This window comes from Pedobacter polaris (assembly GCF_005116505.1).
Taxonomy (GTDB): Bacteria; Bacteroidota; Bacteroidia; order Sphingobacteriales; family Sphingobacteriaceae; genus Pedobacter; species Pedobacter polaris.
Genome location: NZ_SWBR01000002.1, coordinates 1,141,765 through 1,158,544 on the forward strand (window position 1 = coordinate 1,141,765; position 16,780 = coordinate 1,158,544).

At 34.1% G+C, this 16,780-nt stretch carries 16 protein-coding genes and 1 other RNA gene; 10 read left to right on the forward strand and 7 right to left on the reverse strand.

From position 1 onward, the window contains the following. Positions 1–80 precede the first annotated feature (80 nt). From FA048_RS10955 to FA048_RS10965, 3 genes are all read left to right on the forward strand, one after another. A complete protein-coding gene (locus tag FA048_RS10955) occupies positions 81–473 on the forward strand; it encodes a DUF1573 domain-containing protein (protein WP_136840759.1) in 393 nt (130 codons plus the stop codon). Between the two features lie 112 nt (positions 474–585). Further along, entirely contained in the window at positions 586–1,785 is a 1,200-nt protein-coding gene (locus tag FA048_RS10960) for a pyridoxal phosphate-dependent aminotransferase (protein ID WP_136840761.1), read from the forward strand. 146 nt (positions 1,786–1,931) lie between these two features. After that, a complete protein-coding gene (locus tag FA048_RS10965) occupies positions 1,932–2,711 on the forward strand; it encodes an NIPSNAP family protein (protein ID WP_136840763.1) in 780 nt (259 codons plus the stop codon). A 5-nt stretch (positions 2,712–2,716) separates the two neighbouring features. On the opposite strand, the gene FA048_RS10970 is transcribed toward FA048_RS10965, so the two are convergent. Then, complete coding sequence (locus FA048_RS10970; protein WP_136840765.1) at positions 2,717–3,028, reverse strand: hypothetical protein; 312 nt, start codon at positions 3,026–3,028, stop codon at positions 2,717–2,719. A 235-nt stretch (positions 3,029–3,263) separates the two neighbouring features. On the opposite strand from FA048_RS10970, the gene ssrA reads away from it, so the two are divergent. Continuing rightward, positions 3,264–3,632: a transfer-messenger RNA gene (gene ssrA, locus FA048_RS10975) on the forward strand. A gap of 179 nt (positions 3,633–3,811) precedes the next feature. Here the strand turns inward: ssrA and FA048_RS19725 are convergent. Beyond that, positions 3,812–3,970, reverse strand: a complete 159-nt coding sequence (locus FA048_RS19725) for a hypothetical protein (RefSeq protein ID WP_169306856.1) — start codon at positions 3,968–3,970, stop codon at positions 3,812–3,814. Positions 3,971–4,442: 472 nt separating this feature from the next. Between FA048_RS19725 and FA048_RS10980 the strand changes: the two genes are divergently transcribed. The 6 genes from FA048_RS10980 (at position 4,443) to FA048_RS11005 (ending at position 11,980) form a co-directional block, all read left to right on the forward strand. Then, entirely contained in the window at positions 4,443–5,837 is a 1,395-nt protein-coding gene (locus tag FA048_RS10980) for a type I restriction-modification system subunit M (RefSeq protein WP_136841304.1), read from the forward strand. After that, a complete protein-coding gene (locus FA048_RS10985; RefSeq protein ID WP_136840767.1) occupies positions 5,837–7,477 on the forward strand; it encodes a restriction endonuclease subunit S in 1,641 nt (546 codons plus the stop codon). The genes FA048_RS10980 and FA048_RS10985 overlap by 1 nt, the downstream gene beginning before the upstream one ends. Then, positions 7,478–9,112: an AAA family ATPase gene (locus FA048_RS10990; protein ID WP_136840769.1), complete on the forward strand. Its 1,635-nt coding sequence runs from the start codon at positions 7,478–7,480 to the stop codon at positions 9,110–9,112. A gap of 2 nt (positions 9,113–9,114) precedes the next feature. Continuing rightward, positions 9,115–9,981 carry a hypothetical protein gene (locus FA048_RS10995; protein ID WP_136840771.1) on the forward strand — a complete coding sequence of 289 codons (867 nt, stop codon included), beginning with the start codon at positions 9,115–9,117 and terminating at the stop codon, positions 9,979–9,981. Positions 9,982–10,501: 520 nt separating this feature from the next. Next, positions 10,502–11,089: a TetR/AcrR family transcriptional regulator gene (locus FA048_RS11000; protein WP_136840773.1), complete on the forward strand. Its 588-nt coding sequence runs from the start codon at positions 10,502–10,504 to the stop codon at positions 11,087–11,089. Positions 11,090–11,167: 78 nt separating this feature from the next. Then, positions 11,168–11,980, forward strand: a complete 813-nt coding sequence (locus FA048_RS11005) for an SDR family NAD(P)-dependent oxidoreductase (RefSeq protein ID WP_136840775.1) — start codon at positions 11,168–11,170, stop codon at positions 11,978–11,980. Positions 11,981–12,149: 169 nt separating this feature from the next. Here FA048_RS11005 and FA048_RS11010 read toward each other — a convergent pair whose 3' ends face one another. From FA048_RS11010 to FA048_RS11030, 5 genes are all read right to left on the reverse strand, one after another. Next, a complete protein-coding gene (locus FA048_RS11010; RefSeq protein ID WP_136840777.1) occupies positions 12,150–12,917 on the reverse strand; it encodes a LytR/AlgR family response regulator transcription factor in 768 nt (255 codons plus the stop codon). Continuing rightward, positions 12,898–13,947: a sensor histidine kinase gene (locus FA048_RS11015; protein ID WP_205943469.1), complete on the reverse strand. Its 1,050-nt coding sequence runs from the start codon at positions 13,945–13,947 to the stop codon at positions 12,898–12,900. Before FA048_RS11015 ends, FA048_RS11010 begins: the two co-directional genes overlap by 20 nt. Before the next feature lie 218 nt (positions 13,948–14,165). After that, positions 14,166–14,933, reverse strand: a complete 768-nt coding sequence (locus FA048_RS11020; protein ID WP_136840779.1) for a DUF1223 domain-containing protein — start codon at positions 14,931–14,933, stop codon at positions 14,166–14,168. A gap of 127 nt (positions 14,934–15,060) precedes the next feature. Next, entirely contained in the window at positions 15,061–16,086 is a 1,026-nt protein-coding gene (locus FA048_RS11025) for an alpha/beta fold hydrolase (RefSeq protein WP_205943470.1), read from the reverse strand. A gap of 258 nt (positions 16,087–16,344) precedes the next feature. Continuing rightward, entirely contained in the window at positions 16,345–16,764 is a 420-nt protein-coding gene (locus tag FA048_RS11030) for an organic hydroperoxide resistance protein (RefSeq protein WP_136840781.1), read from the reverse strand. Positions 16,765–16,780: the final 16 nt, after the last annotated feature.

The window sequence follows — 16,780 nt, forward strand, 5'->3', positions numbered from 1 at the left end:
TGAAGATTCTATGTAATATAAATATTGGAATGCTTTTTGTTTAACTTTAAAATATTAAATTTGTTTAAAATCAATAGAATATGAAAAAGTTAATTTTAGTAGTTGCGTTAGTTTTTGGGATCGGAATTGTTGTAAATGCGCAAACTAAACCTGCAGAGTTTAAGTTCGAAACTGAAACTTATGATTTCGGCAAAATTCCATTGAATAAACCTTCTGTTTATACATTTAATTTTACAAACACTGGAGATGCTCCATTAATTATATCAAATGTAGAAACAACGTGTGGCTGTACAGTATCAGAATATACCAAAACACCTGTAAAAACTGGTGAAAAAGGTTTTATTAAAGTAACTATTACTCCTGTAGGTAATGCATTGCCTTTTAATAAACAACTTACTTTAACCTCTAATGCTAGGCAAAACCCAAAGGTTTTAATTGTTAAAGGTCAATCTGTTGCTAGTGCCACAAAGTAAAATTTAAAGACATTAAAATAAAAACCCCATTAGATTAACGAGGTTTTTTATTTTAAATCATTATTTGCAGATAAAACCCCAATTATATCACGGGGTTTTTTATTTTTGCACCATGCCAAAAATTTCAGAAAAAGGGTTACAAATGCCCGCATCACCTATTAGAAAATTAACTCCTTTTGCAGACAAAGCCAAAGCAGCAGGTAAAAAAGTTTACCATTTAAACATTGGTCAACCAGATATTGCTACCCCAGAGGGGATGTTAAATGCCATTAAAAATATAGATTTTGATGTTTGGGCTTATACCCCATCTGAAGGAACCTTAGCTTATAGAACTAAATTAACTGAATATTATAACAAATTAGGTTATGATATTAAACCAGAAAACATTTTGGTTACGGTTGGTGGATCTGAAGCTATAACCATTGCCATGCAAACTTGTGTAAACGAAGGCGATGAAATCATTATCCCTGAGCCATTTTATGCAAATTACAACGGTTTTGCCTGCATGAGTAATGTGGTGGTTAAACCTATCCTATCTTATATCGAAAATGGTTTTGCCTTACCTCCAATTGCAGAATTTGAGAAGTTAATTTCGCCAAAAACAAAGGCAATTATTATTTGTAATCCGAATAACCCAACAGGATATTTATATTCTAGAGAAGAATTAGATGCATTGAAAGCTTTATGTTTAAAATATGATCTGTTCTTATTTTCTGATGAGGCTTATCGTGAATTCTGCTATGACGGACGTGAGTTTATCTCGCCAATGCATTTAGATGGGTTAGCAGAAAACGTAGTGATTATGGATACTGTTTCTAAACGTTATAGCGCTTGTGGTGCACGTTTAGGTTGTTTGATTACCAAAAACAAGGAAGTTATTGCCTCTGGATTAAAATTTGCACAAGCAAGATTAAGTCCGGGTATGGTAGAGCAGATTGCAGGAACCGCAGCTGTAGATACTCCTGATAGTTATTTTGAAGAAGTTAACAAAGAATATACCTTACGCCGTGATACCTTAGTTGGCAGATTAAATAAAATTGATGGTGTATTTTGTCCAAACCCGGGTGGTGCATTTTATGTAGTAGCTAAATTTCCTATTGATGATGCTGATGCGTTTTGCCAGTGGATCTTAGAAAGTTTTGACCATAATGGCGCTACAGTAATGATGGCTCCAGCAACAGGCTTCTATTCTAGTCCAGGTTCAGGTAAAAACGAGGTTAGAATGGCTTACGTTTTAAATACCGATGATTTAAATGAAGCCATGGATTGTTTGGAAGTTGCATTAGCCCAATATCCTGGGAGAACTATTTAACAGTTAGCAATTACCATTGTAACAATAAAACAAGGCCATCCTCATAGGGTGGCTTTTTTATTTACTAGGATTGCTGTGTGATCGAAAATCATCCAAGAAAAATTACGACATTTAGCATTTTCTCTCCCAAACTAACTAAATTTAAAATGATTAAGCTCAAGACCTACCGCTTCAAGCTACTATTAGCAAGCCTAATAATTTTCGTATCGTTTAATCAACTAGCAGCCCAATCGCCATATTATTACCAATTAAAGATCTATCACTTTAAAACTACTTCTCAAGAAGCAGCGATCGATGCATACCTCAAAGGTGCCTATTCCCCAGCACTTCATAGAGCCGGAATAAAAGAAATTGGTGTTTTTAAGCCCATTGTTGCAGATACTGCAGACAGATTGATATACGTTTTTATCCCTTTTAAACGATTAACTGATGTTGATAAACTAAACGAACAGCTAAAAAACGATAAGCTATACCTCAGTACAGCGACCAGCTATATTAATGCCGACTATAAGGCGGCACCTTATAATCGAATTGAATCTATATTGTTAAAGGCTTTTTCTGTAATGCCTGTGCCCGCCATTCCGAGGCTTAATTCACCTAAAACAGAAAGAGTTTATGAGCTGCGAAGTTATGAAGCGGCTACTGAGCAACTTTCCTTAAATAAAATTGGCATGTTCAATGATGCAGAGGTTGCTATTTTTACAAAGTTAAATTTCAATGCAGTATTTTATGGACAGGTTATAGCTGGAAGTAAAATGCCTAATTTAATGTACCTCACCACTTTTAATAATAAAGCAGATCGAGATCAGCATTGGAAGGAATTTGGCCCAGAGTATAAGAAAATCAAAGATTTACCACAGTATCAAAATAATGTGTCTAAAAATATAACCTTGTTCTTATACCCTACTGATTATTCGGATTATTAATACAGTTAAGAATCGGGAGCTCTACCAACATTCATTAGCTTATCTCCATCTTCTTTGGTTGGAGTTGACTGATTTTTGCCAGGTAAATGTTCCTCTTCTTGATGCAATTTTTCTTCCTCAGTAATCCGATCAGCTAGCGATGCTGTGCCAGAAATTTCTTGATAGCCTAAATCTTCTTCCGAACGATTTTGCTCTGCAAAATGAGTTTCATCCAAATGGTTAGTTTCATAAAAATGGTTTTGATCAAATTCATTGATCGGTTCCATATCTAGCTCTTTTTTGTTATTGTCGGGTAGTTTTGTTTCTTCGGTTTCCATCCTATTTTTTTATTAAGGAACATTTAAGACAAGAAATAGTTTCATAACTATGCTATCCATAAGAATTTGTAAAGACAGACAAATAGTTGGGTAATGATAGTCAATAAATGAGTGGTATAGGTTTGTAGTTAAGAACAGTAAAATGCCATTTTAACTTAAAATTTGCATTTAATTTGTATATTTGCATTTAGTTATAGTCACTTATAACTTAAGACGTATAACTTTTAACCAAAAAGGGGCCGTTTTGGATTTGACAGGGTGGAGCTAAGTATGTTAGCATGCAGTGCGTTGTACGGAGAGCACTTAAAAGAGAACGTTCACAACAATAATTGGCGAAAATAACTACGCCTTAGCTGCTTAATTTAGAATTACGTAAGCTTTTGTCTCGCTAACTGCCGCAATGTTAGGTTAGCATCAGAGGCATCGAAATAACAATGCTAGCTTTGATGAGGGTACGGCATCATCGCGAAATAAAGTATCTAAGGAGAAAGTTTAGGTCGGTTTCCAGCCCGACTGATCCCGAAAACTAATTGGAAAATAAGCATGAAGAAGGCATAATTTATCACACAACTGGACAAGGGTTCGAACCCCTTCGGCTCCACTTAAAGGGAATGGATCGAACCCCATTCCCTTTTTCTTTTAAAAACATCACAATCAATATTTTATAAATTTTAGGCAATACTGTTTTGACAGCATTTCATGTCGAAATCTGAGTATTTTTATGAAAAATAGCTGGAGAGCCGAAGGGGTTCGAACCCTTATGTCGTATTGATTTACAATTAATTATTTTGAGTCTTGACGAGATTTTTCCTCTTGATACTCTTTAATACTGATATCAACGATGATTTCGGCTATTAAATCTACAAAGGCTTGTCTTTTTTCTTCATCAGTTTGCTGGTTTTTTTCAAGTTCCTTTTTAGAGTTGACTGGCTTTGGTGTCATTAATCAACGATTATATGTGAATTTGAAAAACAACTTTGAAGTAAACATTAAGATACTATTAATTTAGATTTCATTTTTACATAATCATTAATTATAAAAATGTAGCTGAACCTTTAAAGGTAGTTTAAGCCTATCCTGATATTAGAAAATCACCAATGATGGTGCAAACTACCTTCAGATCAAAAAATAGAATAGGAAATTGTTTGTGGAATAATCTTAATCATGATGAATGATCCTGCCTGGAGCGTTTGATATTCGAAAAGGTAAAACATAGATCACGAATGAGAATATTTGTCTAACATGCAGTTATACAGTTAGATTTAGCTACTTAAAAATAAATCATAGATTACACATTTTTAAATTCCCAAAAAAACGAATGCTATTGCTAAAATACGTAGAAAACACTAATAACACATGGCATTTATTGTCGTGGAAAGATGCTATATTAGCATCTTTTACAAGGTGTATCTAAATGGATTTGATTGGTAAATTATGGGGTTTTTGCAATAAGCTCAGACATGACGGAGTCGATGCTTCCGATTATATAGAGCAACTTACATATCTACTATTTTTAAAAATGGCCCAAGAGAAAGGCGCCTTCGTACCTAAGCAACATGATTGGGAATCGCTAATAAAAATAGATGAAGACGGCTTATTATTAAAGCAATTGGATAAAATTTTAGAGCGTTTAAAAAAGGAAGATGGCATTCTTGGCGATATATTTTCGGATCCAGTTTCTCGAGTCAAGAATGCCAAAATATTGCGTGCCTTAATTGATGAGATCAATAGCATACAATGGACAAAATTTGAAGGGGATATTGTTGGTTTAACTTTCGAAGAGCTGATTGGTCGAGTGGCAAATGAAGGTAAGAAAGGTGCAGGCCAATATTTTACACCCCGACCTTTAATACAGTCTATCGTAAATGTATTTAAACCCGATCCGTTAGAAGCATTAGACTTTAATGTGGGCGATGTTGCAGTTGGAACAGCTGGCTTTTTGATCACTGCAAATGAATGGTTTAAAGAACAGACAAAGGGAAAAAGGATTTCTAAAAAGCAGTTGGATCGTATAAAAAACGAAACATACTTTGGACAAGAATTAGTTCAGAGACCAAGAAGATTAGCACTAATGAATATGTTTCTACATAACATTAATGCACAAATAAAATTGGGTGATACAATATACGGTGAGCAAGACTCAATTCTGTATTCTTGCATTTTAACTAATCCTCCATTTGGGACTAAGGGAGCAAATCAAATTCCTGATAGAGATTTCCCTGTTAGAACAAGTGATAAACAACTTAATTTTGTTCAGCATATCATTGAAAAATTAAAACCGAAAGGCAGAGCAGCTATTGTTTTACCCGATAGTTGTTTACAAAGTGATGCTGCAAAAAAAATGTGGGAGTTTTACTTAAATGCTGATCAAAGTGAAAGTCAGAGCTGCAAACTACACACAATATTAAAACTGCCAGAGGGAGTTTTTGCTGCCTACGCAAATGGAATTAAAGCATGCGTCGTTTTTATTCAAAAAGGCTCTAAAACTGATCAGACATGGATATATGATCTTAGAAAAGATTTTCAGAAGATAACCACTAAGAGCAATATGCTTAAAGCTGAGCATTTTAATGATTTTGAATACTGCTACGGAAATGATCCTAATGGAAACAGTAAAAGGACGGCAACTGATCGATTTAAGGTTTTTACAATAGAGGATGTCAGAAAAAAAAAATATGATCTATCATTTGTTGAAGTTTACAAGCCAGAAGATCTTCCACAACCAATCCAAATTATTGATGAAATGATAATCGATTATCAGAATAAAATAAAAGCTTTGATGAAGTTAAAAAAAGACCTTTCGAAATAATGCATAAACTACCAAAGCATTGGAAAATGTTGCCACTTGCTGAACTGGTGGTATTAAGAAAGGGTAAAAAACCTATAAAGCTTCTCCCTGTACCTTTCCATCAAAGTGTGCCATATTTAGATATTGATGCTATTGAAAACAACAACTACAAACAATATGCAGACAGTACATCTACCGTTATTTCTTCTTACGACGATATTTTTATTGTAGCGGATGGATCACGTAGTGGTTTAGTTGCAAGAGGACAAGTTGGTGCAGTAGGCTCAACTATCATTTGTATTTCTCCGCTAACTATTAATTCTGATTTTCTTCTGTATTTTCTTCAAGCACAATATGAGTTTTTCAATAAAAATACAACAGGTGCTAGTATACCTCACTTGAATCAAAATTTATTATTAACATTAAAAGTTCCTATTCCTCCTCCTGATGAACAGGTTTTCATAGCCAATTCATTAAAAATTACACTCGATAAATATCAAGATGATTTTAAAGATGCGAAAAACGAAATGCTTCAGGTCCAGAAATACAAGCGAAGTGTCCTAGACAAAGCTATCGGTGGAGATCTTACAACTACTTGGCGAAAGCAAAATAAAATAACTCTTTCCGAAACAAAGGATGAACTTTTAAATATTTGCGATTCTCCAAGTATATTAAATAAGCGCGATACTAGGTTTACTGTTCCACACAGTTGGATAATTACTGATGCTAAATCTGTTTGCAGTAAAATTACTGATGGGGAACATAATACACCACCACGACAACAAAGTGGAGAGTTATTATTGTCCGCGAGAAATGTTCGAGACGGATTTATTGATTACGCTGATGTAGATTACATTTCGGTTGAGCAATTAAGAAAATTACGCAAAAGGTGCGATCCTGAAAAAAATGATGTTTTAATTGTTAGCGTTGGTGCAACCATTGGTAGGACAGCGATCGTGTCTGATAATATTTCTTTTGCTTTAGTAAGAAGTGTTCTGCTTCTAAAACCAAAAATTTCTGGCTATTTTTTAATGTATTGTTTACAATCTCCTTTATTACAAGATTTAATTAAGGAAAGTTGTAAGGGTGTTGCTCAAGCGCACCTCTATATTACCGAAACTAATAACTTACCAATACCCTTTCCAAGTTTTGCAGAGCAAGAACAGATCGTAATACAAGTTGACAAACATTTTAGAACTGCAGAGCAACTAGAAGAAAAGACTAAGGTCACCTTAAAAAAAGTTGATGATTTGCAGCGATCAATATTCCAGTTAGCATATTCAGGACGGATCGCAGTAAATCCCGGCGCCGGCAAGGTGGACTCGGTGTGGTTTAATGAATTTGTGGAATTAAATAATGTGGCTAGGCAAAACTTTATAACAAACAATAAAGCGATTAGTGATAAAAAGAAAACTGCATATAAAAAACTCAGGGATGTCATGGCAACAAAAAAATCTATTATAGAAATTTTAGAGGGAGCTACAAAAAATCAAATAACAGTTGAAGATGCGTGGCATCAATCTCATTATTATGAAAAGGGTGAAATTGAGGATTTTTATGAAGAGTTAGAATCTGTTAGTAAAAAGAACAAATCAGGTAAGATCGTTTCATGGGAATTTACAAACAGTTCAAAGGGTGGTGTGTTACTTAAACTTAAATAAATGCAGGTAGAATACTTGAAAATCAAAAGGTTTAAAAATTTAAAGGATTTTGAAATTAACCTTGATAAAGCAGAGACTATCTCTGTCGTTATTGGCCAAAATGCTTCAGGAAAATCTAATTTTATAGAAGCAATCGTATTAATTTTTAAATATCTTGATTTTGATTTTAAGAAGACCGTTGATGCTGAGCTAGCATTAGGATTTGAGTTACATTATAAATGTGGTGGATATAATATTCAAATCCATTACTCGGCTAAAGAGAAGAAAAAATGGGCGACGTTTGTGAATTTGAAAGCAATTTCTCAAGATGCATTTACTAAAAATAAAAACGAATATCTACCACGTTATATCCTAGCTTACTATTCTGGTTTAGGAAATAGTAACAGATTAGAAGAGCATTTTGAAGATCATAAAGAGCGTTTTGCAAGGGCCGTTGTTAGTACTACATCCCATGACTTGCCTGAGTATCCTCGAATGCAGTATGCAGAGTTAATTCATAGCCAGTTTTCCCTATTTTCCTTTTTTATTGACGACGACCCAAAACTTACTAATTTTCTTAAGGAAAATCTATTCATTGAGGAAATGCAAAGTACACTATTACCTATAAAGGAACCAGAGTGGGCGAAAAGCAATAGCGAAACTAAGGCAGATAGATTCTGGGGAAGCAAAGGAATCGTACGTGATCTTTTGGACTATCTTTATGATAATGTAGCAATAGCCCCCATAAAAGATACAATAAATAATAATGGTGCACTTTGGAAAAAGGAGAAGAAGCGCTTCGAAGTTGTATATCTATACTTTTCAAGTTTTTCTAAAATTAAAGACTTTGTCAAAAAAATGAAATGGTCAAGTTTCGATTTTTTTCATGTTCTAAATACGGCAAATGTTTCCCGATTATTTTTTCAAGAGGGAATTAGGATTCGAGTAAAGAAGAAGTACGCCAATAGAATCTCTTTTAAACAATTAAGTGAAGGTGAGCAACAGTTATTGACTGTTCTCGGCTTAATGAGATTTACTGCTGGTGTTGAAACCTTATTTTTATTAGATGAACCTGACACTCATTTAAATCCTTATTGGAGATGGAAGTACATTGAATTTATTAATGAGATTGTATTCAATAATGGAGAATCAGGTAAACAAATTGCTGAAACCTCTCAAGTAATTATGACAAGTCATGATCCATTAACCATCGGAAGTCTTAAAAAAGAAGCTGTGAGAGTTTTTAAAACAGAGCTTGATACAGGTATCATCAAAGCACTTATGCCTTTAGAAGATCCTAAGGGTATGGGGGTAGCGGGAATATTAACTGAAATTTTCAAACTTCGTACAACATTAGATCAGAAAACTCAGCAACAGTTGGATTTAAGAAGAACATTAGAAAGCAAGCTGGTGAATAAAATTCCTCTAACGGAAGATGAAAGTTTAAAATTAGAACAATTGAATGAATCATTAGATAATTTAGGCTTTTCACGGTTCAATAGAGATCCATTATATCAGAAATTTCAAGCTGCTTTTGAAAAGGAATTAACTGAAAAGCAAATTGACTTCAAGCCCTTAACTCAAGAAGAAGAAGATAAGCAGAAAAAGCATATTGAAAAAGTTCTTAAGGAAATCCTTAAAAAAGATGGTATTTAAATATGCGCTACATTAATACTAGCATATTAGTTATTGATGCGAATTGGATCGCCACTGCAAAGAAGGACAAGTATAGTCCGCTATGGTCATCATTAAAAACGGCGTTTGAAAGTTTGGTGGGAAAGAAATGTTGGTATAATGAGTCAATTAACGACGGAACAAGCAATCCTATAGACCATTTTCGTCCAAAAGCTGCTCAGGTGAAGAAGTTTACTTCGAAGTATGCGACATTAGATCCAGCTATATGGAGTCAATTATTTAACACTTCGCAAACTGGTTATCCATTTTTAGAGTTTGATGACACAAATTATCGATATGCATGCGGATTTGCCAATAGTGCGCACTATAGAGAAAGCATTGATGGCATCACAAGAGGTAAATGGGATTTCTTCCCAATTCGTTCCACCAGCGCGATCGCGACAACAAAAGCAGCTATTACTACTGAAGAAATAGCATTACTTGATCCCTGCGATAAAAATGATCCAGAGTATTTATGTTTTAATGAGCTTGGTGGAATTGATGCTTCTGATGGCATTTTAACCTATAGCTGGGAATATTGTCGAGTAAAGGTTTCGATAGAGGTTTATAACCTAATGTATTCTGTGATTTCACAGAAACGCTTAGAAAAATGGGTTGCTAGTGAACGTGAAATAGAATTACTTACAGTACTTTTCAATAGGAGCAATAAAACTCCGCTTGAGCAGCAAACCTTCGACCACTTGTTTATAAATTTAATTACATCATTACAAAAAAGGTCAGAGTATTCCGCTGTTGTAATCGACTGCATAAAAAATTACATAAAAAGAAAAGACGCAATAGTCTACAAATGGTTACATACTGAGATACCGAGTGATCTCTTAAAGAAATAAACGGACAATCATTTAATAATATTTATAAGTGATGGTTTGTCCTTTTTTTATTCTTCGTATTGTTGTGTGTTGCATATTTTGAGAATCAAGCATCTCGGGGCTTTCAAAATTCTTTAAAATCTCTAGCTTAGCAATTTCTTCAAGAAAGGTTAGAATCGGTATAAAAAGTTCGATTGAAGCCCCCTCAAGTCCACCACACAGTAGCAGAAAAAGCCACCCCAAAAAGGTGGCTTTTTTCGTTAAGTAGTAGCCCGAAGTGACTGAGGCAACGAAGTCTACTTTTGGATAATCTATATTTATAAAGTCTAAAAAAGAACTTCATGGCTAATAGACTATTTAAAGAAAATTTGTTGGGAAATTTCGGCATTAGCTTTGGATTGGAAGCTTACCCAACATCTTTCAACTGACTTCTTGTGTTATTATTTTTAGCTTAAATTTTAACCAGATTGTTAAATAAATCATAAAAATTTGCATATATGACCAATCGGTCATATATTTGCTTAATAAAATGAAAGTTATCATGACAAAGGGAGAAGAAACCAGACAGTTTATCATAGAAAAAGCAGCCCCAATATTTAATATAAAGGGGATTGCTGCAACTTCTATGAGCGATATAATGGAAGCTACAAGACTTTCAAAAGGCAGTATGTATGTTCATTTTGAAAATAAAGATGTTCTGGCTTGTGCAGCAGTAGATCATAATATAAAAGTATTGGGTGACAAACTTCTGTCTAAACTCAGCAAATGCAAAACAGCAAAAGAGGAGTTGTTTACTTATATTGATTTCTTCAGCAATGCTGTACACCCACCTCTTACAGGGGGTTGCCCGTTATTAAATTTCGGAACAGAAGCAGATGATACCAACCCAATTGTGAAAGAAAAAGTAAATAAGGGTATTAATTTTAATCAGCAGTTATTAGAAAAAAGTATTACCAAAGGAATTAACAACGGAGAATTTAAACCCAATTGGAACGCTGCCGATTTTGCAACTGTAGTTTTTGCCATGATGGAAGGCGGTCATTTAATATCAAGAATGTCAAGTAATAACGATAAGATGCAAATAATTACGAAAACACTAAAAAACATAATTGAGGAAAACAGCCTCTAATTTTTTTTAACTTTAAAATGACCGAACGGTCATATAATGCGTAAAATTTTAAATAAATAATAATAAAAAGAAAACAACATGTCAAAAACAATTTTAATTACAGGAGCTTCTAAAGGATTTGGAAGAGCCTGGACTGAAGCATTTTTAGAAAAGGGATACAGGGTAGCTGCAACAGCTAGAAATATTGATACCCTTGCCGACTTAAAAGCGAAATACGGAGACAGCATTTTGCCTCTAGAACTAGATGTAAACAATCGAGAAGATTCGTTTTCAGTAGTTAGGAAAGTACATCAACATTTCGGAAAAATTGATATCCTCATTAATAATGCTGGCTATTCCTTAAATGGTGCTGTTGAAGAAGCGAGTGAAAAAGAGGCGAGAGCACAATTCGAAACAAATTTCTTTGGAACACTTTGGTTAACACAAGCGGTTTTACCAATTATGAGAAATCAAAAAAGTGGCCATATTATACAAGTTTCTTCAATTTTAGGGATAGTGACTTTACCGATATTGGGACTTTATAATGCTTCGAAATTTGCGGTCGAAGGTCTTAGCGAAACTCTAGCATCCGAAGTAAAACAATTTGGGATCAATGTAACTTTAGTAGAGCCAAACGGATATGCATCAGACCTTTGGCACTCCGCTATCAATAGCAATAGTATTGAGGTGTATGACGGACTCAAAAAAACGTTTGCAGAAGCAGACAATTCTGATTCATTTGGAAAAGTAAGCGCGACAGCAGCAGCAGTCGTTAAACTGATTGAAGCAGAAAATCCTCCTTTACGTCTATTCTTAGGTAAAGTGGCTCTGCCATTTGCAAAACAAAACTATGAACAAAAATTAGCCACTTGGGAAGAATGGGCTGACACATCTGTAGAAGCACATGGATAATATATTTTTCTCTATTTAAGATGATTATGAAAACGAGATTGTTCCTTTTCTAGGAAGGAATAATCTTACTTATTGTTCTCTAATCTCATGGATTTGTACAAAATAATGTTACTGGAACGATTACTTCTATGGCAAAAATCAGTTATCAATAAGATAATATCTCCATGAATTATCTATTCTCTAACCAACTCAAAAAAGCAGTTGCTTTTTCTTTTCCGACTAATAATTTTTCTTCGGTTGGAATTGTTAATTTGATGATCAGTTTACGTAAAAAATAATGCTCTGCTTCTCTTATGGCCGAAAAATTAACCAAATATTGTCTGTTGATTCGAAAAAACTGGGTTGGAGACAATAATTTATGAACCTCATCAATTGATTGTGTTATTTGATACTCTACTTTATCAAACGACATAATTGTAGGGGTTTCATTTTTTATATAAAAAAACGCTATATTTTCCGTTGGTACAGTTTGGTATTTATTGTTTTTAAAGACCAAAAAGCTGCTCTTTCCTGTATTCTCGCCTGTCCTGGTTAATAAATAATCAAAATCTGGCATTATTTTATTATTTCTTTGGAAGAAATTCTTCAATTCTCCTGCTTTTTTGATGGCCTGAGCAATATTTTCTCTTGAAAAGGGCTTCAATATATAATCAATCCCATTTGATTTAAAAGCTTCAATAGCATAATCATCAAAAGCGGTACAAAATATTACAGGGGATAAAACGGCAACATTTTTAAAAATTTCAAAACACAAACCATCCGCTAGTTGAATGTCCATAAAAATAAGATCCGGCTGATCATTTTCTAAAAGATAAGTCACTGCTCCATCTATACTCTGGATATACGACAAAATTTGAGCATCGGGTCTGATACTCAAAATAAGCTGACCAAGTGCTTTGGCCGTTTTTACTTCATCTTCAATTATTACGATTGTCATAAATCATTGGTATTTTTACTTTAAAAGTAGTTTCGTTTTTATCAATTTCAATTTCTTTGTGCACCAGGTGCATAAAGCGCTGATTAATATTGTCTAAACCAACTCCTGTAGATAATACGCCTCTTTTCAGCTGTATCTGATTTTCAACTACCAGAAAATCCGCTTCTGTGTAGAGTTTAATTAACAAAGGTTTGTCCAATGACACAACATTATGCTTGATGCAGTTTTCGATTAATAATTGCAATGTAAAGGGCGGAATTGCCGAATCGTATTGTTTTAAATCTATGTTATTTTCCAAAACAAATCCTTCCTCAAAACGAGCTTTTAGAAGATAAACATAAGAATCCAAAATCTGAAGTTCTTCTCGTAATGGTACTATATCTAACTTTCGGCTTTCGAGTGTAAACCTGTAAAAATCAGAAAGTTTCAAAATAAAATCAGCACTCTGGGGATCCTGAATATCTACCATCGATTTCAGGGTATTAAGGCTGTTAAATAAAAAATGCGGATTGACCTGTTGTTTCAATAATTCGTATTGTGCGCCTAAATTTACGGCATGAGTTCGCTCAAGTTCCATTCCCATTTGCTGGGTCTGATAATTTTGAAAGAGTAAATGCAGAAACAGATAAACGATAAAATTGATTAAAACCCCTCTCAATTCAAACATGATTGGAGCGTCCATTTTTGATATTTCAAAAAGTTCCTGATGGGCAATTACCAAAACGACCATTATTACAATACCTATTATGACACTTAACAAAAGTTTCCAATTGAATAGGCTTTTATTCGTGCGTTGCGATGAGAATTTTGGTAAACTATAAATATTGTAGTACCATATAAAAATGGAAAACAACAACGTAATCGAAGAGTTTATAATGATATCTCCAGGAGTTGAAAAAGGATCAAATAATTTTGGTATTGAAGCAAGGACCGCCAGTGCTATAGAACTTCCCCAAATCACCTTGCGGGAAACGTGAAAGCTTTTTACTTTTTCCATAATTTTTATCTGTTTTTTATCCTGCTTTGCCAAAGATAACCTATTTTGAAATTATTTTTAATGATGGAAAAAATCGGAATAAAATATTTCGTTCCGATTTCTGCAACTTTCAAAATTCAAAATTTAAAGCCAAAGTGCTGTGCTTTCCTGCATTAACCTAAATGATATTTTCTTTTTTAATTATGTCGTTTTCAAAACGATTTAAGTGTTGATACGTTTTGCCTTTGCCATTTTACTACAATGAACTGAGCTTAAGAAGATCGTTTTAAAACAGCTCTTGTGCCTCCCAAAACGTTTCCATTGTTTTTGTCCTGAACAAAACCAATCACTTCAAAATCTTTGGCATTAAAGCTTTTTGGCAGATGAATAGAAACTGTTCCTTTTTTGTATTTTAGGTCTACAGTATGCAGATGATGCACAATTTGGTAGTGCGATAAAATGCGATGTGCATTCTCTCCTCTTTTTACATTACTTTTCGCGGATTTCTGAACAACTGCAACCAATAATTGACTGTTTTTTGAAATTACATCTATAGTGTAATTTACAGTAAGCATAGAATTGTTTTGAGTCGCTTCTAAAGACAATTCGATATCAGCAGGTTTAGAAAGTGCCGATTTAATAGCATTTTTAACACTAGCTTCCTGAGAAGCAATATAATCCACTTTTCCGTTTACAATAACCTGAGGCGTGTAAATAGGTTTTTTTTCCAGGAATTTTGCGTACTCATATTGTCTTTTGGTATAATCAGCATTACTAAAAGTATCTTTCCAGCCTTGTTTATCCCAATAATCAACGTGATATGCTAAAATATAGACATTACTGTCTTTGTATTCGTTTTGAAGTTTTCCCATTAATTGATCTGCTGGTGGACAGCTCGAACAGCCTTCAGAAGTATATAATTCTAAAAGAGCAAAGCCTTTCAATTCTTTTTTCTTAGGGTTGTTTTGTCCAAAGGCAGTCAGTCCGACTAAAAGAATCAATGCAATAAAGAATGCGGGTATTAATTTTATTTTTTCCATTTTTTGTTAAGTTAGAGTTAATGTAAAATGTTAGAATTTATCAATTACACTTATTTAAGAAATATTAATTTCAACGTTTATATTTCCTCTTGTTGTTTTTAAATAATTGGACAGGTGTTTAGTTGAATTATTTTCTGAATCCGTCCACATCAATAATTGCTTGTGCAAATGCCTTTGGATCTTCTTGCGGAACGTTGTGCCCAATACCTTTTAAAATTCTGTGTTCGTATTTCCTGGTGAACTTGTCGGCGTATTCTTTTCCACCTGCGAAAGCACCATCAAAATCACTACCTATAGTAATTGTTGGAACCGTAATTGCTGGTCTTATCGCCAAGCGTTTTTCTAAAGAATCATACTTAGATTCCCCAGATTCAAGAGATTGTCGCCATCTGTAATTATGAATTACAATCGCTGCATGATCAGGATTATTAAATGATTGTGCAGTTTGATCGTAAGTTGCTTTGTCGAACTTCCATAAAGGAGAAGCTAATTGCCAGATTTGTTTGTTAAACTCATAAGTGTTTTGAGTGTATCCTAGTTTTCCTCTTTCTGTAGCAAAATAATATTGATACCACCATCCCAATTCTGCTTTTGGAGGCAAGGGTTTTAAGTTTGCTTCAAGATTTACAACCAAATAGCCACTTACTGAAACCAGTCCTCGCAAACGTTCTGGCCAAAGTGCTGCCATAACCACAGCTGTTCTTGCGCCCCAGTCAAATCCACCAACAACAGCTTTGTCAATTTTGAGCGCATCCATCAAAGCAATAATATCACTTGCTAATGCGGCTTGTTGACCATTTCTAAAAGTATCTTTCGAAAGAAAAGTTGTAGTACCTGATCCTCTTAAATAAGGGGTGATTACTCTGTAGCCTTTTGAAACTAAAATTGGAACGACTTCATTATAACTATGAATATCATAAGGCCAACCGTGAAGTAAAATTACCGGATTTCCGTTTGAAGGTCCCGCTTCTGTATACCCTACATTTAATAAACCGGCGTTGATTTGTTTTAATGTTCCTAGTGAACTGTTTACTTCTATGGGTTTTGCTGTTTGTGCGTTAATCTCTGTTGCCAAGAAAAGGACTGCTATTAATACTAATTTTGAAATTGCTGTTTTCATTGAGTTACTGTTGATGTTAAATATTGTTTTCATAATTTTCACTTTTAAATAGTTGATTACTTGTTAAGTTCTTCATCAAAAGTATTCCGACAAAACTCCTTATACAATCAGAAAATAGTTCAAACGGACAAAATAAAAGGTGAAACGTACAGGCATAAAGTTGAAGTTTTATGCTTAATTGGGTATGAGATTACTTTACAGTTAAAGAATGTTCTATTACGAAACAGCCATTTTCTATAAAGTAAAAGGCCCTGATCTTTAATTCAGATCAGGGCCTTTTAATAGTTGTTCTTAGATAAGATTATACTGTGTTTTAATATTGCCTTTTATGGCTTTTGAATAAGGACAAGTTTGTGATGCTCCCTCAATAATACTTTTGGCAGTTTCAGGATCGAAACCTGGCAAGCTAATGTTTAAACGTGCCTGCAATGAATATCCATCATCACCTGAAATTAAGTCAACTTCTGTACTAACGTAATGTCCGATAGGAAGAGATACTTGTAAACTTGCTGCTGCTTTTCCCATTGCTCCAATAAAACAAGCTGACCAGCCTGCCGCAAATAATTGTTCTGGATTTGTACCTGGTCCTATAGATCCGGGAGTTGAAAGTTTGATATCTAATTTGCCATCTGAACTGCGAGATTCGCCTGTTCTGCCACCTGTTGTATGCGTTACAGCTGTGTAAAGCACTTTTGAATTGTCTGTTTCCATTTTTTTGATTTTTAAG